At 34.1% G+C, this 25,012-nt stretch carries 21 protein-coding genes; 11 read left to right on the top strand and 10 right to left on the bottom strand.

Annotated features, from left to right (window positions below):
* Positions 1 to 3: 3 nt before the first annotated feature.
* Genes LG402_RS10605 through LG402_RS10595 form a run of 3 tightly spaced genes read left to right on the top strand, consistent with a single transcriptional unit; the run spans position 4 to position 2,319 of the window.
* Complete coding sequence (locus tag LG402_RS10605) at positions 4 to 1,131, top strand: lytic transglycosylase domain-containing protein (RefSeq protein ID WP_166541121.1); 1,128 nt, start codon at positions 4 to 6, stop codon at positions 1,129 to 1,131.
* Positions 1,132 to 1,182: 51 nt separating this feature from the next.
* On the top strand, positions 1,183 to 1,839 hold the full coding sequence (locus tag LG402_RS10600) for a fumarylacetoacetate hydrolase family protein (protein WP_109408108.1): 657 nt from the start codon (positions 1,183 to 1,185) through the stop codon (positions 1,837 to 1,839).
* Positions 1,840 to 1,875: 36 nt separating this feature from the next.
* Positions 1,876 to 2,319: a YcgN family cysteine cluster protein gene (locus tag LG402_RS10595; protein WP_109408109.1), complete on the top strand. Its 444-nt coding sequence runs from the start codon at positions 1,876 to 1,878 to the stop codon at positions 2,317 to 2,319.
* Positions 2,320 to 2,380: 61 nt separating this feature from the next.
* Here LG402_RS10595 and LG402_RS10590 read toward each other — a convergent pair whose 3' ends face one another.
* Positions 2,381 to 3,268 (bottom strand): PhzF family phenazine biosynthesis protein, encoded by an 888-nt coding sequence (locus LG402_RS10590; RefSeq protein WP_227335336.1) that lies wholly within the window; start codon positions 3,266 to 3,268, stop codon positions 2,381 to 2,383.
* 658 nt (positions 3,269 to 3,926) lie between these two features.
* On the opposite strand from LG402_RS10590, the gene LG402_RS10585 reads away from it, so the two are divergent.
* Complete coding sequence (locus tag LG402_RS10585) at positions 3,927 to 4,787, top strand: DNA/RNA non-specific endonuclease (RefSeq protein ID WP_227335334.1); 861 nt, start codon at positions 3,927 to 3,929, stop codon at positions 4,785 to 4,787.
* Between the two features lie 78 nt (positions 4,788 to 4,865).
* Here the strand turns inward: LG402_RS10585 and fetB are convergent, their stop codons facing one another.
* The 3 genes from fetB to LG402_RS22265 all read right to left on the bottom strand — a co-directional run bounded on the left by fetB (position 4,866) and on the right by LG402_RS22265 (position 7,620).
* A complete protein-coding gene (fetB, locus tag LG402_RS10580) occupies positions 4,866 to 5,639 on the bottom strand; it encodes an iron efflux ABC transporter permease subunit FetB (protein ID WP_109408313.1) in 774 nt (257 codons plus the stop codon).
* A 50-nt stretch (positions 5,640 to 5,689) separates the two neighbouring features.
* A complete protein-coding gene (gene fetA, locus LG402_RS10575; protein WP_227335333.1) occupies positions 5,690 to 6,340 on the bottom strand; it encodes an iron efflux ABC transporter ATP-binding subunit FetA in 651 nt (216 codons plus the stop codon).
* A 365-nt stretch (positions 6,341 to 6,705) separates the two neighbouring features.
* Positions 6,706 to 7,620, bottom strand: a complete 915-nt coding sequence (locus LG402_RS22265; protein ID WP_109408112.1) for a helix-turn-helix domain-containing protein — start codon at positions 7,618 to 7,620, stop codon at positions 6,706 to 6,708.
* Between the two features lie 90 nt (positions 7,621 to 7,710).
* Between LG402_RS22265 and LG402_RS10560 the strand changes: the two genes are divergently transcribed.
* The 3 genes from LG402_RS10560 (at position 7,711) to LG402_RS10550 (ending at position 11,002) form a co-directional block, all read left to right on the top strand.
* A complete protein-coding gene (locus tag LG402_RS10560; RefSeq protein WP_109408113.1) occupies positions 7,711 to 8,331 on the top strand; it encodes a TetR family transcriptional regulator in 621 nt (206 codons plus the stop codon).
* Positions 8,332 to 8,396: 65 nt separating this feature from the next.
* On the top strand, positions 8,397 to 8,885 hold the full coding sequence (locus LG402_RS10555) for an NUDIX hydrolase (protein WP_166541125.1): 489 nt from the start codon (positions 8,397 to 8,399) through the stop codon (positions 8,883 to 8,885).
* Between the two features lie 518 nt (positions 8,886 to 9,403).
* Positions 9,404 to 11,002, top strand: a complete 1,599-nt coding sequence (locus LG402_RS10550; protein WP_227336933.1) for a methyl-accepting chemotaxis protein — start codon at positions 9,404 to 9,406, stop codon at positions 11,000 to 11,002.
* A gap of 95 nt (positions 11,003 to 11,097) precedes the next feature.
* Here LG402_RS10550 and LG402_RS10545 read toward each other — a convergent pair whose 3' ends face one another.
* Positions 11,098 to 12,096, bottom strand: coding sequence for a 2-hydroxyacid dehydrogenase (locus LG402_RS10545; RefSeq protein WP_166541127.1), 999 nt, complete (start codon positions 12,094 to 12,096; stop codon positions 11,098 to 11,100).
* Between the two features lie 149 nt (positions 12,097 to 12,245).
* Between LG402_RS10545 and LG402_RS10540 the strand changes: the two genes are divergently transcribed.
* The 3 genes from LG402_RS10540 to LG402_RS10530 are packed head-to-tail and all read left to right on the top strand — an operon-like array spanning position 12,246 to position 15,428.
* A complete protein-coding gene (locus LG402_RS10540) occupies positions 12,246 to 14,882 on the top strand; it encodes a YdbH family protein (protein WP_227336932.1) in 2,637 nt (878 codons plus the stop codon).
* Positions 14,879 to 15,085, top strand: a complete 207-nt coding sequence (locus LG402_RS10535) for a YnbE family lipoprotein (RefSeq protein ID WP_109408118.1) — start codon at positions 14,879 to 14,881, stop codon at positions 15,083 to 15,085. The genes LG402_RS10540 and LG402_RS10535 overlap by 4 nt, the downstream gene beginning before the upstream one ends.
* A 10-nt stretch (positions 15,086 to 15,095) precedes the next feature.
* Positions 15,096 to 15,428 carry a YdbL family protein gene (locus tag LG402_RS10530; RefSeq protein WP_227336931.1) on the top strand — a complete coding sequence of 111 codons (333 nt, stop codon included), beginning with the start codon at positions 15,096 to 15,098 and terminating at the stop codon, positions 15,426 to 15,428.
* An 82-nt stretch (positions 15,429 to 15,510) separates the two neighbouring features.
* On the opposite strand, the gene LG402_RS10525 is transcribed toward LG402_RS10530, so the two are convergent.
* The 5 genes from LG402_RS10525 to LG402_RS10505 all read right to left on the bottom strand — a co-directional run bounded on the left by LG402_RS10525 (position 15,511) and on the right by LG402_RS10505 (position 20,748).
* Positions 15,511 to 16,062: a fimbrial protein gene (locus tag LG402_RS10525; protein WP_166541130.1), complete on the bottom strand. Its 552-nt coding sequence runs from the start codon at positions 16,060 to 16,062 to the stop codon at positions 15,511 to 15,513.
* 26 nt (positions 16,063 to 16,088) lie between these two features.
* Positions 16,089 to 18,458 (bottom strand): fimbria/pilus outer membrane usher protein, encoded by a 2,370-nt coding sequence (locus LG402_RS10520; RefSeq protein WP_227336930.1) that lies wholly within the window; start codon positions 18,456 to 18,458, stop codon positions 16,089 to 16,091.
* A complete protein-coding gene (locus LG402_RS10515) occupies positions 18,448 to 19,143 on the bottom strand; it encodes a molecular chaperone (protein ID WP_227336929.1) in 696 nt (231 codons plus the stop codon). Before LG402_RS10515 ends, LG402_RS10520 begins: the two co-directional genes overlap by 11 nt.
* 77 nt (positions 19,144 to 19,220) lie before the next feature.
* Positions 19,221 to 19,769 (bottom strand): fimbrial protein, encoded by a 549-nt coding sequence (locus LG402_RS10510; protein WP_166541133.1) that lies wholly within the window; start codon positions 19,767 to 19,769, stop codon positions 19,221 to 19,223.
* 355 nt (positions 19,770 to 20,124) lie between these two features.
* Complete coding sequence (locus LG402_RS10505; RefSeq protein WP_166541134.1) at positions 20,125 to 20,748, bottom strand: FMN-dependent NADH-azoreductase; 624 nt, start codon at positions 20,746 to 20,748, stop codon at positions 20,125 to 20,127.
* A gap of 234 nt (positions 20,749 to 20,982) precedes the next feature.
* On the opposite strand from LG402_RS10505, the gene hrpA reads away from it, so the two are divergent.
* Positions 20,983 to 24,879 (top strand): ATP-dependent RNA helicase HrpA, encoded by a 3,897-nt coding sequence (gene hrpA, locus LG402_RS10500; protein ID WP_227336928.1) that lies wholly within the window; start codon positions 20,983 to 20,985, stop codon positions 24,877 to 24,879.
* The last annotated feature ends 133 nt before the right edge of the window (positions 24,880 to 25,012 follow it).

Genomic DNA, 25,012 nt, shown 5'->3' with positions numbered 1-25,012 from the left:
TAAATGTTCAAATATTCGTTCATCGCTGTGATTGTTTCTGGTTTAATGCTATCAGCGTGTACTAATAGCCAACAAAAATTGGCGGAAAGACAAATTATTGCGCCAGAGGCAACGGCAGTTGAAACACAAAAAACACCTCGATGGAAACAAGTGGATATTGCATCATTAGAACAGGCTTTTCCTAAAGATGCTCGAACAGCTGCACAATTTCCTGCTTATGTTGAAGCACTGAAATTGAAAGCGGTTCAATTGGGATATAAACAAGAAACAATAGATTTTGCTTTTTCAGAAGCACATTTTATTGAACGAGTAATTAAATCGGATCGAAATCAACCAGAAAAGAAAATTACACTCGATGTTTATTTACCTCGCATTGTTACCAATGGTCGTTTAACCCAAGGGGCTAAACTTTACCAAGAAAATCAAGATACCTTAGAACAAATCAGCAAAAAATATGGTGTACCTGCAAACTATATTGTTGCGTTATGGGGACTTGAGAGTGGGTTTGGTAAGGTACAAGGCAAAGAAGATGTCGTTTCTGCACTGGCTACACTAGCGTTTGAAGGTCGTCGAGAAGAGCTATTTGCACGCCAACTTATGGCAGCACTTGAAATTATTGAGGAAGGGCACTTACCTCAAGGACAGCGCCTCAAAGGTTCCTGGGCGGGAGCTATGGGACAAACTCAGTTTATGCCATCTTCTTTCCTTACTTATGCTGCAGATGGCAATGGTGACGGAAAAATCGATATCTGGAATACGCGTGAAGATGCATTTGCTTCGGCTGCTAATTATTTAGCGACTGAAGGCTGGAAAAGTGGACTTCCTTGGGGGGAACAGGTTACTTTATCAGTAGATTTTAACCAGCAACTTGAAGGCATTAAGGCCGAGCAACAAAAAACAGTCGCTCAATGGAAAGCATTAGGCGTTCAATTGCCTGCTAATAGCCAATTAAGTGACAATATGCAGGTATGGTTAATAATTCCAGATGATGATTTACACAGAAGTTATTTAGTGACACAAAACTTCCGCACAATTATGCATTGGAATAGTTCTTACTTCTTTGCCCTCAGTATTGTCACAATGGCTGATGGCGTTGCTAATAAAATAAACTCACTGCCTAACGCGGGTTAGCCATATTTGCAGTGAAATAAAACACAGCAATTTACCTAAAAGGAACACATTATGTATCAACATCGCGATTGGGAAGGTGCGTTACTTGATTTCCCTGTCAATAAAGTCATTTGTGTTGGTAGTAACTATGCAAATCACATTAAAGAGATGGGTTCAGTTCGTTCAGAAGAACCAGTGATTTTTATCAAGCCAGAAACTGCTATGTGCGATCTTCGACAACCTATTGCAATTCCAAAAGATATGGGTGCCGTCCATCACGAAATTGAATTAGCTGTGCTTATTGGTCAACCACTCAAACAAGCTAATGAAGATCGTGTTGATCGCGCAATTGCGGGTTTCGGTATTGGTCTTGATCTTACGTTACGTGATTTACAAGGTAAATTGAAAAAAGCAGGACAACCATGGGAAAAAAGTAAAGCGTTTGACGGCTCTGCACCGCTGTCAGGTTTTATTCCCGTCAATTCTTTTGGTGATCCACAAAATGCCGATTTAATGTTACGTGTTAATGACGAGATTCGTCAGCAGGGTAACAGTCGTGATATGCTTACTCCTGTTTTACCCCTTATCAGCTATATGTCTCGCTTTTTTACCCTACGTCCTGGAGATGTGATTTTAACGGGAACACCTGAAGGTGTTGGCCCTCTAGAATCGGGTGATATGTTGGTATTAAGTGTTAACGAGCATCAGCTGACAACGCGGGTTATTTAATTCGTATCAGATGAGCAATAAGGTAATAACGTAGAGATGACAAAGGCTTTTTGGCAGACTAAAACATTAGATGAAATGAGTGATGATGAGTGGGAATCACTTTGTGACGGATGTGGACAATGTTGTTTACACAAGTTAATGGATGATGATACCGACGAAATATATTTTACCAATGTCGCTTGTAATCAACTTAATATTAAGACCTGCCAATGCAGTAATTACGAAGATCGTTTCCGTTATGAGCCAGATTGTATCAAGCTTACACGGTATAATTTACCGACATTTGAGTGGTTACCACTGACATGTGCGTATCGTCTTCTTGCTGAAGGCAAAACATTACAAAGTTGGCATCCACTTATTGCGGGAAATAAAGCAAAAATGCACCAAGGTAATATATCTGTAAGGTATATTGCAGTGCCAGAAACGGAAGTTGAAGATTGGGAAGATCATATTCTTAATCGTCCGAAAGGGCGTGGTTAATTAAAACCCAAAAACTTTGCGTATTATAAATTAGAAAAAGCCCTTTTAGGGCTTTTTCTATTTAAATATGAATTGTCTTTTCTCCGAATATAGCGGCTTGCCCGCCAACACTAACACGAAGAATTTCCTGAGCGTGTGAATTAATCGTCACTTCAAGCAATGATGAGCATCCCATCGCCCGACCTTGTTCTAAAAGAAAATAAGTTTCATTAGGAAAAACGTAATTGACCAAATAGCAGCCTAATGCTCCGCTAGAACTGCCCGTTGCAGATTCTTCATTAATACCATACAAAGGCGCAAAATTTCGGCAATGAGCTGTAATGGCGATATCTTGGCTTAATTCAAATACGTGAAAACCAATGGTGTTAAATTCACGACTTAGGTTTGCAATCGCATCAAAGTTGGGTTGTAAAGTATCTAGTGAACCAGGTTGCACAGGCACAATGATATCGTGTAAACCTGTCGAAATGATCGTAATAGGTAAGCCCGTTTTTTCAATAACATCACGGTCTACACCCAATGCTGTGGCGACAACATCAATATTAGGACCTTGACGCATAACAGGACGTGTTTGCTCCATAACAATACTTTGTGAGTTTACTGCGACACTTAGAATACCCGCTTTTGTTTTTTGCGTGTAACTACCCGACTCAATGAGATTAAGTGAGGCCAGAGTATAGAAGGTGGCTAATGTTGCGTGCCCACAAAAATCAACTTCTCCTTCTGGAGTGAAAAAATCAACCTTAAAATCTGTCTCTTTGGCTGTATAGACAAATGCTGTTTCAGAAAAACCAACTAAACGCGCGATCTCTATTTTTTGTGTATCACTTAGATTAGGGGGATTAAGTACGACACCTGCAGGGTTACCTCCAGAATTATTTCGAGTAAATGCGTTTACAAGGTATACCTTTATTTCGTGCTCAATGGGGAGGATGGTGCTGTTTTGCATCTGGATTTCTCGTGTTATAACCCAACTCAATGTAAATCTTTTATATAAAGTTTAATATGGTTAATTATTGGTAAGTTATAGTTTTATATAGTAAAAAATGATGATATTTCTTTTCTATTAGATTTTGAATAATAATACATACGAAAAAATAAAGCTCTAGGATCTACTCACTGATTAGAAGTATTAATAATTCAAGAGCAACAAGAAAATTGTGATGTAAATAATTATCTCCGTATTAATGAAAATAAAGATAAATTTTTCTATATATAAAAATATATTTAGAAAACATATTGACTAAATAAGAATTATATCCCATGATTATTCTCATGGTGAAAATTTAGTCTTTACCAAACCTAATAATTTTTAAACCTCGCTTAATGCGGGGTTTTTTGCTTTTGGGGACAGTGAAAATAAATATCCACTATGAACGGTGTTCGTAATATTTGATGTTTAGATTTTTTACTCACCGTTTTTTATTTCTTAGCAAAATTCTGAGCTGTAAATTGTGATTAAAAATAGCCTCATTAATACGATGGGGCTTTTGTATTGCAGTTTATAGTTGGAATACATCATTGAGAGAAAATAGGATTTTTCTCTTTTAACAAAAAGCTCGCTTCGGCGAGTTTTTTTGTTTCTTCATTTTAAAAAGGAATTTTATATGAAACGTATTACACCTATTATTTTATCATTTCTTATGATCTCCACCAGTTATGCGAATACCGATATAACTGTTGAATCTAATGCTAATGTTGGATCTTCATTGTTAACTTCAGATCGTGATATTTCCAAGCGTTCAATGAATGATGAAAATTGTGGCATTGGTTGTCCATTAGGAGGAAGTGAAACCACTATCCAAAGAGATGTTTATACATTAAATAATAATAGCGAAACCAAGTTTGCAGACTGGGTTGCTTATTTAGTAACCAAAGACAGCATCGGTAGTGGTAAAGCGCGTAACTGGAAAAAAGATCCGGCTTTAGGCAATGATGAAACCTTATCGCCAGCGGATTACAAAAATGCCAATGCCACATTAAAAGTTGACCGTGGTCATCAGGCGCCTTTAGCTTCATTGGCTGCATTACCAGGTTGGAGTGCACTTAACTATCTTTCTAATATCACACCACAGAAAGCAGATCTAAACCAAGGTGCATGGGTGCGATTAGAAGATCAAGAGCGTAATTTGGCAAAAGCAGGCCACAAAGTCTTTACAGTGACAGGCCCTATCTATGAAAGAGATATGGGTAAATTGCCAAGTACAGATAAAGACCATACAATTCCAAGTGCTTATTTTAAAGTGGTTTTTCTAAATGATTCACCAGAAAATTCTTCTTATGCGGCGTTTATTATGGATCAACAAATACCGAAAAAAGCAGATTTTTGTGAATTCCAAGTAACTGCGGAAGAAGTGGAAGCACGAACAGGTTTAACACTTTGGAGCCAGTTACCTGAAAGCGCTCAAGATGTAAAATCTCAAGCTGGTGAGTTAGTTAAAAAAATGGGGTGTACGGTATTAAAGTAATTATTTAAACCTGCATACTAATAATAAAAGGTCACTTTATTTAGTGACCTTTTTCAATAAAATTAACTATTTTCTAAATTAACTATTTTCTAAATTAATTAGCTGATGGCGTTGATTAAAGAATTTTTTATAGGTTAAGTAACATGCAATTATAGTCGAAATACTGGCTGTTGCCATCAACATAAACGTCACCATAATTTGATATTTCACGGCTTGTAATGGATCAACACCTGCAAAAATGAGCCCTGACATCATACCTGGTAAACTTACAATACCGACGGTTTTTGCCGCATCAACCGTTGGGATTAATGAAGATTTAATACTGTCTCTGATAATACTCATTGAGGCTAGTTTAGGGGTAGCTCCAAGACTTAACATCTCTTGTAATTGCTGTTGCTGATTTTGAAAACGTTGCCCTAAATTATTATAACAAAGGCCAGTAGCTATCATTGCGTTACCTGCAATCATTCCGGTAATAGGGATGATTTGTATAGGAGTAAAAGCAATCGAACTAGTGAGTAATAAAATAGTTAGGGTTAATAGTGCCCCGGTGGTAATAGCCGTAAAAGAGATAAGAAATATATCTTTAATATATTTACTGCGTTTTTTGGCGTTATGTGCTGCGTTATAACAGATAAATAGCACCATTAAAAAGGTAAGAATAAAATGGTCTACATGGAATATATAGGTCAATACATAGCCAACAATTAAGAGTTGGATAATAGCTCTAGCGGTACTCCAAATAATATCTTTTTCTAATGATAATTTTTCTTTACGGCTAATTAGAATAGCCACAAGAACGAGTAAAAGTGAGAAAATAAGAGATTCATTGCTAATCGTATGTTCGTTCATAATATTATGTTCGCTCATAACAAAAAGGTGACTGATAAAGAAATAAAGAATCAGGCATCATTGTGAGAAGGTAATAAAATCACATCATCAGCGTGTTTTATTTCATTTTGATCGTGAGTGACCCATAACACGGCGAGATTTTGATCTTTAACATAGTGGTGAATAATGTCATTTACTTTTGTTTTATTATCTTCATCTAATGCACTTGTTATTTCATCAAGCAATAAGATTTTAGGTACAAATTGCAGATTTCTTATTAATGAAATACGTTGTTTTTCACCACCAGAAAGCTCGTTGATCCCTTTTTTCATAATAGATACGGGCAAGCAAAAATAATCTAAATCGTGTGCCAGTTTTTTGTCATCCACAGAAAGTTTTCGTAATAAATAAGGAAACTTAAGGTTATCGTAAACAGTTTCACCAAATAACATCGGAGTTTGTGTACAGTAAGAAACTTGCTGACGATACGCTTCTGGTGAGAGAGTTAAATAATTTTTCTTTTCGAAGAAAATGCTACCGCTGGTGGGGGATAGCAGAGAGGAAATAAGCTTAAGTAAGGTACTCTTACCACACCCTGAAGGGCCTGTAATAAGTTTAAATTCAGAAGGCTGAAGTTCAAAATTTATGTTGTCGAGGATAGTTTTGTTGTCAATTCGATAGCCTATTTTATCAAGCCGTAAAAGTGCAGTTGTGCTTTCCATTCTTATCCTAATTATAGAAGAGAGAATAGTTATCATTATACAGAAATAGTGATATAAAAATCCTGTTTTAAGTCAGTTATTAAGCTATTTCACAAATAGCGTATACCATTGCTGTATATCTCTGATTATTTCACTTGTTAAACGTTCGCCTTGTTCATTATAAAATCCATGATCTAATCCTGCAAAAGAAGGAAGCAAAAAAGTAGAGAGAAAAAATAGAAGTGAAGTGCGCATGATGACCTTATTAATTTTTATAGAGATACAGATCAGGTGATTTAAATTAAGTATAACTTTTAAATGAGTAAAGTTTCTTATAAAAAGAAAGGGTAAAAAGCCTGAAATATTCAGGCTTTTTAGTACAGCTATCAGTGAATTGGAACGAAATAATCTATTTCTAAGGTTTTTGGTAATTCCATTAAATCGATATCTGTTTCTATACTGATATACTTTTCGATATCAGCTCCTAAACGACGGCATAGACCTAAAGCAGGAAGTGTATAAAAGTAAATTTTCATCGCAAATTGCTTATATTCTTCCAGTGTCCCTTTAAATTGAAATCTTACATAACGACCCGATCCTATAAGTTTTTTTCTAAAGCCACTCGTTTTTGTAAAATGATCTAAGCTATTTAAGCCAATTTCATAGTCAATTTGGATTTTATTTTTACGCAACGTATTAGGTTGATATGAAATCAGTACTGTACTTTCTGTAAAGTTCTTATCGGTATACAGTAAAAAATCATTCCAAAATTGATGGCGAATATCTTCATGTAATTTTCCAATATCTTCGATAGAACAAAAATATTGGTATTGCATGCCATAAACATAACTTTCTGGCAGATCCATAATCTTAGGAATGGGCAAATCAGTGACATCAAAATTAATTGGTGGTTGAAAATTATCACCACAAAGATTATCAAGTTTGCGGTATTCGGTGGGGGTGACACCAAACGTGGCTTTAAAACGACGCGTGAATGATTGCTGAGAATCAAATTGATAACGCAGTGCCACTGTCAGAATAGGCAATTTTGTTAAACGTAATTCGGTTGCTGCTTTTGTTAAGCGTCGCCCACGGATATATGAAGCCAGTGTTAAACCTGTAGCCTGCTTAAATACTCGTTGTAAATGCCATTTTGTATAGCCAGATTTAATCGCAACATCATCAAGTAGCAACGGTTTTTCCAGATTTACCTCAATCCAGAGAAGAAGTTCTTTGATAATTTCTATATTAAATGTGGATAAGGTATTTAAGGGAGCAAACCCATTGTACGGAGATGACATGATAATTTCCTGAAAATATTTTGTTCAGTTTACACGAAACTGATACCCATATATTATTACATACTTATGGTATGTTTTAAGGGTTTTATCATGAAAATAAAATCACGGCAACAAGAGAATTCAGAGCAAACACGCACAGCATTACGTGAAGCAGCGCAAGAACTATTTATAAATCAAAACTATTGTGATGTTTCCATAGATGAAATATCACGTCACGCAAGAGTGACGAAAGGGGCGTTTTATCATCATTTTAGTAATAAGAAAGCGCTGTTAAAAGAGTGCTATCTTTTTCAAGTTGATAACGTTATGAAGCAACTAGTTAAAATTCCTATTTATGATGATAAATGGCAAGAGCTTGAGGCTATTTTTAGTTTTTGTGTTGATCATATCTACCAAAATAAAGACAAGCTTATTCCGCTACAAGAGATTATTTCAGTTTTAGGTTGGAAAGAGTGGGATGAAATAGATGCACAAATTCTTATTCCTCGAATCAAATTCTGCGTAGAAACACTCTATTCTAAGCAAGAAATTTGCACTTACTCTCCTGATGTTGTCGTTAATTTAATCTATGGTTTTCTCACACATATTGCGATTAACTTAAAAAATGAAGCCACATTACCAGAAAATGCCTGCAAGGATTTCAAGAAGATCTTTTTTGATTTTTTGATGGGAATAAAACAAGCTTCAACAAATGCGAAAAATAATCAATAGCACAAAAAGTAGAGTGACTTGATGTACATTGGAACAAGATTATAAAACTTAAGGATACGCATGTTATGTCAATAGAAGTACCTAAAAGCCATTTCACTGCAACAGGTATTGTATTTAATCAACAGGGGCAATTTCTTTTCCATTTACATCCTAAGATAGGATATTGGCTACCACCAGGAGGCCATATCGAAGAAAACGAAGAACCACAAAATGCCGTATTAAGAGAAATAGAAGAAGAAACGGGATTATTGTGTGAGTGCTTGTGCTATCAGCCAGAATTTAACCTTGGTTTAAATCTTGATTTAAATAATGGTGATGTTATTGAGCTTGTTAAACCCCTCGCTATTTTAAAAGAACCTATTCACGATAAAAAACAAGGATTTCATTATCACATTGATATGATTTACCTTTGTAAACCGCTAAAAAATAGTCAATTGGCAAATAAATCTTTCCAATGGCTTTCTTTGGATGAACTAAAAAAAAGAAAAGCACCGTTGAATGTGATAAGACTTATTGAACTAACTGAAAAGTTATTAATAAAAAAAATTATTTAAGTTTCTCAATAAAACTAAATTAATCCTAATAAATAAGCAATAAAGGCAGTTTTTAGAAACTGTCTTTTTTTATTTGGAAATAAATCATCTTTAATATTTGATGTAAATTAACACTGTAATTAAATAAATTAATGATAATAAGTAAATGCACTTATTCTTTAATAAGATAAAAACAAATAAATAAAGTATAAAAACTAAAAAATATTTAATAAATTATCTTTTTCTGAGTAAAATCAGCATCATTGCGGGATATTATAGAGTTAATTTATCTCTAGCTGGATAAAACAATCGTTTATTTGGTAAATGAAAAATGCTTTTCACTGCACTCTAAAGTTTTCTCTCATTATTACCGACATTATAAGCAAAGGCAGATCTTACGTGCCTTTATATTCTAATGAGTAAATTTTAGCCTTATTTTATTACACCAGGGAATACACTCTTTGTCAGAGAAAGAGTGCATTCTGATATCTTACAAATGTACAGATAAAAAACTCTGTATATTTTGATGGAATATGACCATGTTTAAAAATATCAGTATAGAAAAGACCGTTAAGGTCATGCTGGCCATTTTATTTGCGTTGATTATGAGCATTATTTATTTTAGTTATGATGCTTCCACTCGATCTTATAATAATTTCGTTTCATCAAATAGCCTAAGCCAGCAAATGTTACTAATGGGCAAAGCTCGATATCAAATGGCTGTGATAAGGGCAAATATTAATGGCTTAGATGGGCAATTAAGAGTTAATGAAAAACCATCTGCAAAATATTTTCATCAAACAGCTGAGTATATTGAAATTACCCGTGAAGAGATCCACCGTTGGGCAGATGCTGAAAAGTTAACGATGGAAGGGCGTGAAATAGCAGACGATATGACAAAACGCTTTGATGAACTGCTCGATATTTTTACGGGAGCGTTAGAACGATTGCGTCGAGGTGAGCTGACAACACATTCTGCTAGCGTAAAAATGGACGAGCTAAACGATATCACCATGCAATATTATGCTGTGGCTAATGGTATTGAAAATAGTTATATCGATATTGCAAAAGTATCACAAGAACGCTTGATGATAGTGTCGATTACAACTGGCATTATCGTTATTCTATTATTTATCTTTATATTACGTTGGTTCTCTCATACTTTTATCGGCAATATCAAAATACTTATCGATATTTTTAGTAAGATGAGCCAAGGTGATTTAAGTATGCGAGTGGATAATCATGGGACTAATGAATTTGGTCAATTATTCAATGAAATGAATAAGATGAAAAATTCACTCAGCCACATGATCTCTTCTGTCAAAAATGCTGTTAATACCATTAGTGTGAGTGCAAGCGAAATTGCGACAGGAAACACTGATTTATCTTCTCGTACCGAAGAGCAAGCAAGTGCATTACAAGAAACGGTTGCAAGTATGGAGCAAATTAAAACAACGGTTGAAAAAAATGCGGATAATTCACGAGAAGCCAGTAAATTAGCTTTAACAGCGACAAGCTCTGCTCAAAATGGGGAGAGTGTTATGGATAGCGTGGTAGAAACCATGTCTTCAATCTCTGAAAGTGCGAAGAAAATCGCAGATATCAATGACATCATTAATAGCATTGCAAACCAAACCAATATTTTATCATTAAATGCTGCCGTTGAAGCTGCTAGAGCTGGTGAGCAAGGTCGTGGATTTACCGTTGTTGCATCGGAAGTGCGTAATTTGGCAAGTCGCAGTGCAGAAGCCGCCAAAGAGATTAATGAACTGATCACCCATTCTGTTAATAAAGTACATGTAGGCTCTCAGCAAGTGGCTCAAGCGGGGCGTTCGATGTCAGAGATCGTTACGACAATTAATCAAGTAAATGATTTTATGCAACAGATTGCCCTTGCTTCTAATGAGCAGAGTATGGGGATCAATCAAATTGCGTTAGCAGTCAGTGAGATGGATACTGTGACGCAGCAAAATGCGGCATTAGTTGAAGAATCAGCAGCAATTACAGCCAATATGGATGATGAAGCCCATCAGTTAGCTAAATTGGTTTCACAATTTAAAGTTGATGAAGATAACGAAAAATTATCTCGTTTTGGTGTTACAAAATCGGCTGAGGTTCTCGATACCCAAGAGAAATAAATACGACATTGCTCGCTGATAAAAAAGCCCCCTTGGCTAAATTATGCCGAAGGGGGCTTTTGCTTTTTTATTACTTTTAATCTGAATGCTGAGTATTACGCTTTAATCTGGTTTATACAGGTATTGCCTGAAGCAACTTCTTTAATATTATGTAATGTAGTTTCACTAATACTGATCAAGGCTTCTTCTGTTAAGAATGCTTGATGCCCTGTAAATAACACATTATGACAAGATGAAAGGCGACGGAAAATATCGTCTTGAATAACGTCATTGGATTTATCTTCAAAGAAAAGATCACGTTCATTCTCATAAACATCCATACCCAATGCACCAATTTTGCCTTGTTTTAAAGCATTAATCGCTGCAGCAGAGTCAATTAATGCACCACGGCTGGTGTTAATAATCATCACGCCGTCTTTCATTTGTGCAAAAGCAGATTCATTTAATAAATGGTGGTTATCTGCGGTTAACGGACAATGTAATGAAATTACATGAGAGTTTTCGTAAATTGTAGCTAAATCGACATATTCAGCACCTAAATCAAGTACAGCTTGATTTGGGTAAGGATCATAGGCTAGTAATTTCATACCAAAACCTTTTAATATGCGTAATGTTGCTAGCCCAATTTTGCCGGTGCCAATAATACCCGCAGTGCGATTATGCATATTAAAACCGGTTAGACCTTCTAGTGAGAAGTTTGCATCACGGGTACGCTGATAAGCTCTGTGTATACGACGATTTAAGGAGAGCATCATACCAATAGCATGTTCTGCAATAGCCTCTGGTGAATAGGCTGGCACACGGACAACAGTGATACCCAATTCAGCGGCTGCATCTAAGTCAACATTATTAAAGCCCGCACAGCGTAAAGCAAGTATGCGAATATTAAGGCTAGCAAGTTCTTGTAAAACCGCGCGATTGGCATCGTCATTGACGAAGATACAAACTGCATCTGCGCCAACGGCATTTTTTGCGGTTTGTTCTGTCAAATTAAAATCGAAATATTCAATATCATAATGATATCCATTATGCTGATTGACCCATTCCATGTGTTTACGATCATAATGTTTAGTACTATAGGAAACGATTTTCATCCAGTTTTCTCTACTCTCGATTAAAATTTTGTTCAGAGACTGGAAAAACAAGAATTATCCAGCCCCAATATGAAAGAAATTAATACTATCATTATAAACAATTTAACGAGGTAAGTGGATGATTCAGGTTTGTTTAAAAGGAATATGATGTGTTGTTAAGAAAAACAATCAAATGGACAGGGACGATACTGGTAGGTGTAGGCCTAATCAGTACGGCGTTGTGGGTGTCTATCCCTCGTTGGTTGCCTGTTATTGCTAAATCTTACCTACCTGAAGGAGTCTCTCTTTTATTATCTCAGCCTCAATTACAGCGAACAGGCATTTCTATTGAGAATATTGCATTAACGACAGCCCGTTGTACTTTAGCAAATATTGACAATTTTGCTTTTTCTTATCGGAAAGAACAGATTGATAAACTGCAATTTAATAGCCAGCAACTCACTATTGATGAACATTGTTTTTCAACGATGCCACCTAATAAACAGGAAGAAACAGCAACAGTGCCTGTTGAGATAAATTCATTATTAACATCGATACCTTACTTAGCCGTCAATGTGGAAAATGTATTTTTAAAAGAAAATACTCGCTATCAAGGTGCGCTACAGTTAAAGACACAACAAGGTGGCCGATTAGTGACGTATCAAGGAGAAAATGTTCAACTTGGTATTTTTATTAGAGACAATAAATGGCTGGATATAAAGCAGTTTAAAATAAATTTACCTGATGATAATAATATTGAACTTGCTGCTGAAATAGCATTACCCCTTGATATTACCTCATTACCTGAAAAAGGTACGATTGATGCGACCTTATTAACCTCGCATTATGCTTATCCCTTAGTTCTTATTCTTGAATGGATAGGACAATCAGGCACTATTTCACTTGCGGAACAAGGGGGAGGCCATGCATTAGCTCTGCTACCTTGGCATGTTACTCCCGAAAATATAAAAATTGAACAAGGTCGTTGGGAATGGTTTGGACTAGATCAGCCATTACGTGGTGGCGTTAATATTAATATTGCCCAATGGCAAAAAGGCCTGTCTAATTTAAGATTAACAGCACGATTAAATGTAATGACAGAAGGTAATGCTGGAAAAGGAAATTTAGTTATTTCAATTCCTGAAACAGCAGTAAATATACTAGATGCACATATTCCTATTCAGATTACTGGTGTGGTTAATAAACAATTAATGCAAGCCAGTGCGCAATTACCTGTTTTCGTGACGGGAGCATTAGCTGATCCTACGATTGAATTTCAATCTGGTTCATTACTTCGCTTTAAAGGCCCATTAACTGAAACGCTCACTATAAAAGATGCACGCTTACCATTAGCAGGAACAACATTTTCATCAAAAGGTTTTAACGGTCGTTTAAATGCGATTGTTGTCGCACAAGATAGTATTTGGGGCGACTATCGTATTCATTTTCAAGGTAAAGCAATTGATTTTTTACCTGATAATGGAACGTGGCAATGGCGTTATTGGGGGGAAGGAAATTTATTGCCTTTAAAAGCTCGTTGGGATATTGCTGGTACAGGGTATTGGGCTGATAAATTGGTCAGTTTTGAAAAGCTTAATACAGGGTTTGATGTTTTAAAATACCAACATACAACGATGACTGCACCTCGATTATCTTTAGAGAGTCCATTTCGCTGGGTAAGAGATGAGAAAAAACCAACATTTGGTGGAAAATTAAAATTAACCAGTCAACGTATAGACTTTCCTGCTGGTGGTTTTCTAGATAAAACCGATTTTATTGCCACAATCAATGGTAAATCACCCTTTAATTTTAATATGAAAGGTGAATTAAGTGCCAAACCCAATATAGGACCAATTGCAATTAATACGCGTTGGGATGGTGCTAGGCTGAGAGGGCAAATGCGTTGGCCTTCACAACCAATAAATGTTTTTCAATCTTTAGTGCCAGAAGATTTAGGAATTACTCTTGATAAAGGAGAACTCTATACTCAAGCAGATTTTTCTATTGCACCAGAACAAGGTTTAATTGCTGGAGGACATCTTGTTGTTAAGCAAGGAGGAATGTGGCTTAAAGATGGAGTTTTAGAAGGGTTAGATTTTATTTTACCTTGGCGTTTAAACGGTGATGAATGGCAACTTGGTGTTAAACAGCCTGTTCAGTTACGAATAAAGCGTGTTAATAATCTTTTTGAAATGACCAATATTACAGCTGATCTTCAAGGTTTTTATCCGGCAACAGAAAATAAACCATTAGTTTTATCCAATGTGAATGTAGCTATGCTTGATGGAACCATTTCATTGGAAAAACTCACTATTCCACAACGAGATGCGGCAATTATTTCTCTTGATAATATTCAATTAAGTCATCTATTTACTTTATTAAAAGTGACTCAGTTTGCTGCATCGGGTAAAGTTAGTGGCGAATTTCCATTCTTTATTAACAATAATCAATGGATTATTAAAGATGGATGGCTTGCTAATTCATCTTACTTGACGTTAAGACTTGATAAAGATTTTGTTGATTCAATCGATGATAATAATATGTCAGCAGGTATTGCTATGGCGTGGTTGCGATATTTAGAGATCAGTCGTTCATGGACTCGCGTCAATTTAAGCAATTTAGGTGAGTTAATATTAGAGGCTGAAATTCAAGGAACGAATCCTCTAGAAGATAAACGTCGACAAGTTAATCTCAATTATCGGCATGAAGAGAATATCTTTCAATTATGGCGAAGTTTACGATTTGGCTCACAATTGGAAGAGTGGTTAGAAAAAAGCTTATCAGATTTAGGGAGTGAGTCAGAGTGAAACCATTATTTTTAAAAAAACTATTTTTATTAACGGCCTTAATGATGGGAATATCAGCGTTAACAGGATGTATTCGACTAGAAGTCGCTACGCCCGATAAGCCGATTAATATTAATATGAATGTTAAAATTGAACATGAGATTAATGTAAAAATAGACAGACAAGTCGAAGATCTCTTGAAAAATAACAGTGCCATTTTTTAAAGGATAAATGATGAATTATAAAAAATATCTCTTAAGCTTTGGTCTAATGATAGCTTTAACTAGTGTAAATGCCATAGCATTAACGCTTGATGAAGCGAGAACACAAGGATTAGTAGGCGAGACCTTTAGTGGCTATATTGAACTTGTGCAGACAAATAACAAACAAGCTCAACAACTTGTTGATAAAATAAATCAAGCTAGAAAAGTCAAATATGCTGAAATCGCTAAAACTAATCAGATAACGCCTGAATCTGTGGCTCGATTGGCTGGTGAAAAATTAGTGGCAAGAGCCAATGAAGGTGAGTATGTTAAAGGTATTAATGGAAAATGGGTAAAAAAATAGTAACGCCTTAAATAAGCATTTAATTTCGTTAAAAGCACGATCTATTATAAATAGCTATCGTGCTTTTCCATAATTGCAATCACTAACTATCGCTAAACGTAACAACATCATCATTTATTTTTATAGTGAACTGAATATTGGATTGTATATAACCGGGTTTTGGAGGTATATCATCTTTTTTTACATAATTAGCAAAAAAATAAAACTCAACTTTGCCATCAATGAGATTTTCAACAAACTCATTCTCTTTATTAAGATCTAGTGGTCTTTGTTCTTCATTGTATAATAATTGAAATGTAATATTAGCACTTGCACTATCGTCAGTGATCTGATTTTTTAAATAACCAGTATTATTATCAATACTTGAATTTTCAATTTTCAAACGAACTTCGCCATGGCTTTTAGAGCAATCATTTATAGTAACAATAATAATGTGACTGTCTGTATCAGCTAATGTTCCCGCTTCATGTGATGAAAAATCATTTTCATTAATAGAAATCTTATCGCTGATATTTTCATAGATATAATCAATATCACAACTTAAAGGAATTTCATGATCACCGCGCCTAGGTGCTGATGATAATGAAAAAGAGATAAGTAGTAACATAATCATTAAATAGATGTTTTTTTTCATAATTTTCTTAATAGAGATAAATTAGTTTAAATACAATTGATTTCTTTTTTTATTAGAGTGATGTTCTTTTCATTATCATCAATTTCATAGTTAAATTGACACTGCTTATCTTCTCCCCATTTTACTTTTACTAGTCCACTCTCTGTAATACCAGAAAGAAAAATAATATTATTTTCCGATACTAATCCGTGAGAAATAATATTACCGTTTTTATCGAACGTGGTGACTGTCGATGCAAAGGGAAGTGGAGTTGTTGATTTAAAAATAACACGATAACCAATTTTTATTGGGAAAATTATTTTAGACACTGAGCCTAATGTAGGAATAATATTTTTACTATAAACTTCTGTTTCTGCTTGTTGGGGTAATGTCGTTGCATTTAATTTAATGTTGTTTATTCGATAAGGTGTTATGTTATTTAAAATTAGATTTCCAAAAATATCTGTTTTCGCTTTTGTTGAAAATGATGTTTTAATTCCAGATATTCCTTGAGTATTAATCAGTGCAAATGTTCTACCTAAACGAGGAGTAAGAGTAATACCATTAGAATGAAGGACAATTCCTCCATTGATAGAAACATTGTAATTGTAACTATCTTCCACTTTGTTTACATTAAATGTGTAAAATTGATAGTTATTTTGGTAACGGGCATTGGTGGAAAAACGGTTGAACTTTCTTTTCTCATCATAAGAGTGTTGATAATTTACTGAATAACCTAAATTGTAATTAAGTAGAGCACCTCCAATGTTGGTCGTGTTGATATAGTGTTTCTTCTTATTTTGATAATCTATTTGATTATTAAACCAATGATAGTGTTCACTATTATTACCTAATGGTATATGGAGATTAAGTGAGAAGGAATGATCAAAAATAGATCTGTCTTTTTTAAAATTATATTTAATATTATAGTTTATTTTATTTATTGAAGATGAGAAAGAAGTACCTAATTCAAAATTTTTAGATGTGGTTTTATATATTTTTTCGTGATACTGAAAAGAAAGATAACCTAAATCACTAAAGTTTTGTGATAAAGAAAATGAATAATTTATTTTAACTCTATCTTTTTTTTGGAAATTATCTAAATAATGATAAAAAGATATTCCAGAAGTAAAGTAGGCTTGCGTTTTTGATATTTTTTTTTGATAGCGAAATTGATATTTAAATTTATTTTTACTATTTTCATAACTTAAGTCTGTTGCTAAACCACCCAGTATACCTAAATCAAGAGATAGTCCAGATAAATAATTCATATAGTTATCTCGTTTTTTTATCGCGCTATATGAGGTAATTCTTTGACTAAGACCATATGATAATTCACTTAAAAGGAAAATTGAATTTTCTTTATCGCTATTCTTTGCTAATGTACCGGAAATGAAATTATATTGATAACTACCTTTATTTAGTTGATTAGGTAATGATGTGAAATAATGTGTTGAGGTTTTTATTCTTCCATCGGCTTCTTTAACTTCTAAACTGAGTTTTTCACTCCCTAAAACAGGTAATGAATTTATAATAAAAGGACCTGGGGGAACGGTGCTTTCATAAATAACTTTGTCACCTTGCTTAATCACCACTTGAGCTTCAGTATCAGCAATTCCTTCAATAATAGGTTTGTTAGCATAAAGAGTATTACTTAAAATTAAATTATTGGATATTAATTGAAAGCCAATTATTTTATCAGTTGGTAATATTCGTGTTGTAGGTGAGAACTTGCCTCCATAAAAAAGAGCAGAAAAAGAATTAATTTGGCGATAGGTATATATTGATGAAAGCTTCGATTGGTAACGATTTTTATTCCAATAAAAACTATTTTGACTGCGTATGCGCCAAGTACCTAAATTAAGGCCTGTTTGTAAACTGAGTTTTTGTTCTAGGTCTTTTTTTTGATGATGCCTAATTGAATAGGAATATTGACTAAATAATGCAGTGATCCCATTATCCCAATCTTTTTCATCGATAATTTTATTTTCTCTTTTTATCAATGCTTTTTGTGGAATAATTAAATTTAGTTTCTGATTTGAAAAAGAGTATTTAAAATCAATTGAGTATTCAATTAAAGGAATTATATCTTGATGCTCTTTTTTTATTGAATAGAAATCAGCATCAATACCAAGAGAGATAAAATCATTAACAGAGAGGCAAGGGATTAACTTGTTGTCTATATTTTTAAAATAAAGGAGTTTTGCCATTTTTTTTCTATTGTTGATATGAATAATAGAATAATAAAACCCTTCAGATTTTTTATTTTCAAGTAGTTGTTTGATAGTTTCTTTATCAATTTTAGAAAATGAATGAGCATAAATTGAGAGTGAGCTATCTTCAGCTATAGTATGTTGATTATAAATAGATATTAAAATAAAAAATGTTAATTTTGTTTTTATATGATTAATAATCATTAATAACTTCCTTATCCATCACCTCTATAGCTACACCATATTGATTAAATGTTTTCCATTTAACGTTCCCACTTCCTGAAATTATTTTTTTTGTGTTATATTTTTTAAATGGCGGGATTGTTTTACTTTCATTAACTATTAATATCCTATTAAAATATACTGAAGATAGAGAAATAAAATAAGGTGTAGGGTTGTTTATAATAAACTCATTATTTTTATTTTTTAAAAATTCAATTTTTTTATAAGCATCTTTTGCATCTTTTTCTATTGATATAGGTCTATATATTAAGTTATATACTGAATTTATAGAGACATGTAACATATTTTTACTGTTATCAGAGTTTAATAGAATAGGTATTCTTTTAATGTTTATTCTATATAATGTTTCTCTATCTCTTTCTTTTATTTCATCTTTTTTAAATATCTTTAAAGAAAAGGTTTCATCTTTTTCTATCCTGAAAAGAGGTGGGGTTACCATAAAAGGAATTTCATTACTATTTTCTTTATCATAATGTGTAATCCAACTTTGTATAAAGTAATCATTATTTGCTTTGTTGTTTATTTCAATTATTTCTTGATTGATACTTTCAATGAAAATAAATTTATCTTTATTTATTTCTATTGATGATTGACTATATGTAGGAAAGATGAAAAATAATGCGAAAAATTTAAATTTTTTAAACATATTCTTTTGCTAGCTAGAGTAGAAAGTATAAATGTTAAAACAAAGCTGGTATTCCAGCTTTGTTGATTTATGGCATTTTAATCCACAGCAATATCACTATATATAACATCAAAAGTTAAAGTGGATGATACTAAACCTGGTGTCGCATTTATTCCATTAGGCTTCATATAGTTAACATTAAATAAAAATTGTGCACTTTTATCTTCTTTATCTATTTTTGTTTTAAATGCGTTAGGTTTTTCATTACTTAATTCAATAATGTTTTTATCAGTATCAAAAATAGCAATGTCAACATTGCTACCGTTATTGGCTAAATTTTTTAAAAGTCGTTTAGTTTGTTTTGGTATTTGTAATTGTACGCTATTAATGTTTTCGCCACAGTTAGTAAATTGAATCTCAAGAGGTTGAGCTGGAGTTTTAGCAATATTATTATCACCAAAGTTACTCGCTTGAACTGGCGGTAACTCAATAGGTTGTATTTCATCTAATTGACATCTTGGATTTGGTGTAACAGAACCATTAATTGTAATTGTTCCTACATTTTTTTCTGTATATTCAACAGCATTTGATTGAGTTGAAAAAAGAGTTGTAGATAGAATGAATATTGAAAGTATACTTTTTTTCATCGTAAATTCCATTTATTGAATTAATAAAATTATTTAATTACTTCTATATTACTTAAAGCGATTAAATCTTATTGATTTATTCTTTATAAATCCAATTTGTTTTTTATATAAACATTTATTTATAGTATGAATAAAAAGATAAAAATTAAAATATGGTTGCTAAAACAACCTGTATTTTAATATTATTTCAAGGATTTTATTAAAAATAGAATTTATCTCTATTAAGGTTTGTAAATTATAAATTAACTATGATTTTTTTATAAAAGAAAAATAATGTAATAATTATTGCAATGGAATATTAAATTTAGGTATAAAAAAAGCACCTGAGTAGGTGCTTTAAGAAAAATATCAATTATTATTTTACTGCAATGCTTCTTGTATTAATGATAGCATCAATTTCTTTTTGTGCTTGTTGGTGAGATTGCTGTGCGTATTCTTCACCAAAGGCAGTACCTTCAGCCATAATAAATTGTACGTCGTTAATACCAATAAATGCTAAAAATTGTTTTAGGAAAGGAGCGATAAGATCAGAAGGTTGATCTTTATGAACGCCACCACGGCTCGTTAATACAATCGCTTGTTTATCTTCAAGTAAACCTACAGAACCCGCTTCGGTGTATTTAAATGTTTCACCCGCACGAGCGATATAATCAATGTAATGTTTTAATTGTGCCGGAATTGAGAAGTTGTACATTGGTGCAGTGATAACAATGATATCATGTGCTTTTAATTCGCTAATTAATTCATCAGATAATGCTTTAGCAACTTTTTGTTCATCAGATAGCATTGTTGTTTCTTTTCCAAAAGCGAATAGAGTAGCTTGGTCTAAGGTTGGTACCGTATCTTTAGCAAGATCACGCACAGTAATAACATCATCTTTATGGTTATTCTGCCAATTTCCAATCAAGTAATCGGCCATTTTATTGCTGTGTGAGTAGTTTTCTAAAATGCTAGACTTCAGTACAAGGATCTTTTTCATTATTTTCTCTTGATCTATCAAATATGCTATTTGTTTAAATTTGCTGGTTTACGGTATTTTACTCTATCTTTTAAAGATCACATCTCAATCCTTTGAATATGCTATTCAAATATATTGATTATATAAAATCATAGACTAAGAAATTTAACCAAGCCTTTATGTGCCAATAATCTGTTGTGATATCATAAAGGCATTAGTTTTGATTGAAAATAACCTCAAAAAGGATAATAAAAGGTGACATTATCATCTGCCATGCTCTATCAAGAAATAGAGCAATTATCGTTGCGGGAGCAGCAACGGTTAAGAAAACGTCTACGTGGCGTCGCTAAAATTAATAATGAAGAGTCCAAACAGGCGGTATTAAGTGCAATTAAGCAAGATATCACCACAGCACACCAGATGATAATTCGCCGCCAAGCTAATTGTCCTGAAATTACTTACCCAGAAAACCTTCCTGTTAGTCAAAAGAAAGATGCTATTTATAATGCAATAAAAGATAACCAAGTCGTTATTATTGCAGGGGAAACTGGCTCAGGTAAAACAACACAGATCCCTAAAATTTGTCTTGAATTAGGGCGAGGGATCAAAGGATATATTGGCCATACTCAACCGCGCCGTTTAGCCGCGCGTTCTGTATCTGAACGTATTGCTCATGAGTTAAAAAGTACGTTAGGAGAAGCTGTAGGTTATAAAGTTCGTTTTAGCGATCATGTTGGTGACAATACACTTGTTAAATTGATGACTGATGGGATTTTGTTAGCAGAATTACAGCAAGATAAACTGTTACTGCAATATGACACGATTATTATCGATGAAGCCCATGAGCGTAGTTTAAATATTGATTTCATTCTTGGCTATTTAAAACAGCTATTACCTAAACGTCCTGACTTAAAAGTCATCATCACGTCAGCAACCATTGATCCTGAGCGCTTTTCTAAACACTTTAGTCAAGCTCCAATTATTGAAGTTTCAGGTAGAACTTATCCTGTTGAAGTGAGATATCGCCCAATTGGTGGTGATGAACTGGATAGCGATAAGGATATGACTGATGGGATTATCGATGCTATTGATGAATTAAGCCGAGAAAGTGCGGGTGATATTCTTATTTTTATGAGTGGTGAACGAGAAATTCGCGATACTGCTGATGCTCTGAATAAATTACAACTTCGCCATACCGAAGTATTACCTTTATTTGCCCGCTTATCTAATAGTGAACAAAATCGAATTTTTCATCCTCATAATGGCAGACGCATTATTTTAGCAACCAACGTTGCCGAAACTTCATTAACTGTACCTGGTATTAAATACGTTATTGATACCGGTTTTGCGCGTGTCAGTCGTTATAGTTATCGTACTAAAGTACAACGACTTCCAATAGAGCCTATTTCTCAAGCTTCAGCAAATCAAAGAAAAGGGCGTTGTGGTCGTGTTTCTGATGGTATTTGTATTCGTCTTTATTCAGAAGATGATTTTATTTCTCGTGCTGAGTTTACTGATCCTGAAATATTAAGAACTAATCTTGCTTCTGTTATTTTGCAAATGACCTCAATAGGATTAGGTGATATTAGTGCATTCCCATTTGTACAGCCACCTGATAAACGTAATATTCAAGATGGTGTTCGATTATTAGAAGAGCTAGGTGCATTACAAGAGGGAACAGATAATAATGGTGCTTATCGTTTAACCCCTATGGGAAAACAACTTGCACAACTTCCTATTGATCCTCGTTTAGCAAGAATGGTACTTGAAGCGCGTAAATATGGTGCTGTTAAAGAGTTGATGGTCATTACTTCCGCACTTTCAATTCAAGATCCTCGTGAAAGACCGATGGATAAACAACAAGCTTCTGATGAGAAACATCGGCGCTTCCAAGATAAAGATTCTGATTTCTTGTCTTTTTTAAACATGTGGGATTATTTGAAAACTCAACAAAAAGAGTTGAGTCATTCCCAGTTTAGAAAACTGTGTCGCCAAGAGTTTTTAAATTTTATGCGCGTGCGAGAGTGGCAAGATGTTTATACGCAATTACGACAAGTTGTGAAAGAATTAGGTTTCCCTGTCAATAGTGAACCTGCTGATTTTAGAAGTGTTCATGTTGCACTCCTAAGCGGTTTATTGTCGCATGTTGGACAAAAAGATGCGGATAAACAAGAGTTCACTGGTGCAAGAAATGCTCGTTTTTCTATTTATCCAGGCTCAGGTCTATTCAAAAAACCGCCTAAATGGACAATGGTGGCAGAGCTCGTCGAAACATCTCGTTTATGGGGGAGGATTGCGGCTCGGATTGAACCTGAGTGGATTGAACCTATTGCTGAACATTTGGTGAAGCATCAATATAGCGAACCTCATTGGTCAAAAGCGCAAGGCGCAGTAATGGCTAATGAAAAAGTGACATTATATGGTTTACCTATCGTTGCCTCTCGACCTATAAATTACAGTCAAATTGATCCGCTTTTATGCCGTGAACTCTTTATCCGACACGCCCTAGTGGAAGGGGATTGGCAAACTCGTCATGCTTTTTTCCGTGACAATTTAAAACTACGGACAGAAGTTGAAGAATTAGAGCATAAATCCCGTCGTCGTGACATTCTTGTCGATGATGAAACAATGTTTACCTTCTACGATCAGCGAATACCTCAGGACGTCGTTTCATCTCGTCATTTTGACAAATGGTGGAAAGATGCACAAAAAATATCACCTGATCTGCTTAACTTTGAAAAAAGTATGCTTATCAAAGATGATGCTAAACGAGTTAGTGCATTAGATTATCCGAACTATTGGCAACAAGATAATTTAAAATTACGCCTCACTTATCAATTTGAACCCGGCACTGCAGCTGATGGTGTCACCGTTCATATTCCATTAGCTATTTTGAATCAGGTAAAAAATGAAGGATTTGACTGGCAAATTCCGGGTATTCGTCATGAATTAATAGTGGCTTTAATTAAATCATTACCAAAACCTATCCGTCGTAATTTTGTACCAGCACCTAATTATGCTTCTGCATTTTTAGAGCGAGTGCCTCAAGTTGAAGGTGATTTGCTTGATAGACTTGAAAAAGAGTTACGTCGAATGACTGGGGTAATGGTTGATAGAGAAAGTTGGCAACTTGATCAAGTTGCCGACCACTTAAAAATGACATTCCGTGTTGTTGGCGAAAAAAATAAAATACTGGCAGAAAGTAAAGATCTCAATAAATTAAAAGATAACTTAAAGGAAAAAGTGCAAGAAACATTATCAGCAGTAGCCGATGATGGTATTGAACAACAAGATTTACATATTTGGAGTTTTGGTGATTTGCCTCAGCGATATGAACAAAAACGCGGTGGTTATTCAGTGAAGGCTTATCCTGCTTTAGTTGATGAAAAAAACAGTGTAGGTATTAAGCTTTTTGAAACAGAAACTGAACAACAAGCATCAATGTGGGAAGGGATACGACGGTTATTACTATTAAATATTCCTTCTCCGATTAAATATTTGCATGAAAAATTACCAAATAAAGCAAAACTTGGTCTTTATTTTAATCCTTATGGCAAAGTGCTTGATTTAATTGATGACTGTATCGCTTGTGGTGTTGATAAACTTATGGCGTCTTATGGTGGCTTAATTTGGCAAGAAGACGAATATCAAAAACTACAAGAGTATGTCAGAGCAGAACTAAATGATGCTGTGGTTGATATAGCAAAACAAGTTGAAGCAATTTTAACGCAGGTATTTGCCATCAATAAACGCTTAAAAGGGCGGGTTGATATTAGTGTTGCTTTTGCATTATCTGATATTAAAGCCCAGCTTGGCCAGTTGGTTTTTCCTGGTTTTGTTACCTCTCACGGCTGGAAACGCCTTGCTGATATTCCTCGTTATTTGAGTGCGATTGAAAAACGAATGGAAAAATTAGCTATCGATCCTAATCGTGATCGTGCACAAATGAGTCGAGTTGAAAATGTTATACAGCAATGGCAACAATGGCTAGGTAAACTGACTGAAAAACAAAAGCAGCAAGAAGAAGTGCAAAATATTCGTTGGATGATAGAGGAGTTAAGAGTGAGTCTATTTGCTCAACAGATAGGGACTCCATATCCAATCTCGGATAAACGTATATTGCAGGCAATGGAACAAATTAATTTTAACTAATTAAATAGCGACATGTTTGAACCCACGAAAACTAATGCTTTTCGTGGGTTTTTTATTCTCTTGCCAATTAATAGTCACCTATATATTAGTTACAACATACTATATGTTTCTTGATTTATAAATACCTAACCAT

Source organism: Proteus sp. NMG38-2, assembly GCF_020640995.1.
GTDB lineage: Bacteria > Pseudomonadota > Gammaproteobacteria > Enterobacterales > Enterobacteriaceae > Proteus.
This window is presented reverse-complemented; position numbering and strand designations above follow the sequence as displayed.

Bases quoted from the DNA above. Each gene is read 5' to 3' on its own strand.
- LG402_RS10510 (WP_166541133.1), bottom strand. From the start codon at position 19,769: ATGAAAAAAAGTATACTTTCAATATTCATTCTATCTACAACTCTTTTT.
- LG402_RS10585 (WP_227335334.1), top strand. From the start codon at position 3,927: ATGAAACGTATTACACCTATTATTTTATCATTTCTTATGATCTCCACC.
- fetA (WP_227335333.1), bottom strand. From the start codon at position 6,340: ATGGAAAGCACAACTGCACTTTTACGGCTTGATAAAATAGGCTATCGA.
- LG402_RS10555 (WP_166541125.1), top strand. From the start codon at position 8,397: ATGTCAATAGAAGTACCTAAAAGCCATTTCACTGCAACAGGTATTGTA.
- LG402_RS10530 (WP_227336931.1), top strand. From the start codon at position 15,096: ATGAATTATAAAAAATATCTCTTAAGCTTTGGTCTAATGATAGCTTTA.
- LG402_RS10515 (WP_227336929.1), bottom strand. From the start codon at position 19,143: ATGTTTAAAAAATTTAAATTTTTCGCATTATTTTTCATCTTTCCTACA.
- LG402_RS10600 (WP_109408108.1), top strand. From the start codon at position 1,183: ATGTATCAACATCGCGATTGGGAAGGTGCGTTACTTGATTTCCCTGTC.
- LG402_RS10520 (WP_227336930.1), bottom strand. From the start codon at position 18,458: ATGATTATTAATCATATAAAAACAAAATTAACATTTTTTATTTTAATA.
- LG402_RS10545 (WP_166541127.1), bottom strand. From the start codon at position 12,096: ATGAAAATCGTTTCCTATAGTACTAAACATTATGATCGTAAACACATG.
- LG402_RS10550 (WP_227336933.1), top strand. From the start codon at position 9,404: ATGTTTAAAAATATCAGTATAGAAAAGACCGTTAAGGTCATGCTGGCC.
- LG402_RS10505 (WP_166541134.1), bottom strand. From the start codon at position 20,748: ATGAAAAAGATCCTTGTACTGAAGTCTAGCATTTTAGAAAACTACTCA.
- LG402_RS10560 (WP_109408113.1), top strand. From the start codon at position 7,711: ATGAAAATAAAATCACGGCAACAAGAGAATTCAGAGCAAACACGCACA.
- LG402_RS10525 (WP_166541130.1), bottom strand. From the start codon at position 16,062: ATGAAAAAAAACATCTATTTAATGATTATGTTACTACTTATCTCTTTT.
- LG402_RS10605 (WP_166541121.1), top strand. From the start codon at position 4: ATGTTCAAATATTCGTTCATCGCTGTGATTGTTTCTGGTTTAATGCTA.
- LG402_RS22265 (WP_109408112.1), bottom strand. From the start codon at position 7,620: ATGTCATCTCCGTACAATGGGTTTGCTCCCTTAAATACCTTATCCACA.
- fetB (WP_109408313.1), bottom strand. From the start codon at position 5,639: ATGAACGAACATACGATTAGCAATGAATCTCTTATTTTCTCACTTTTA.
- LG402_RS10590 (WP_227335336.1), bottom strand. From the start codon at position 3,268: ATGCAAAACAGCACCATCCTCCCCATTGAGCACGAAATAAAGGTATAC.
- LG402_RS10595 (WP_109408109.1), top strand. From the start codon at position 1,876: ATGACAAAGGCTTTTTGGCAGACTAAAACATTAGATGAAATGAGTGAT.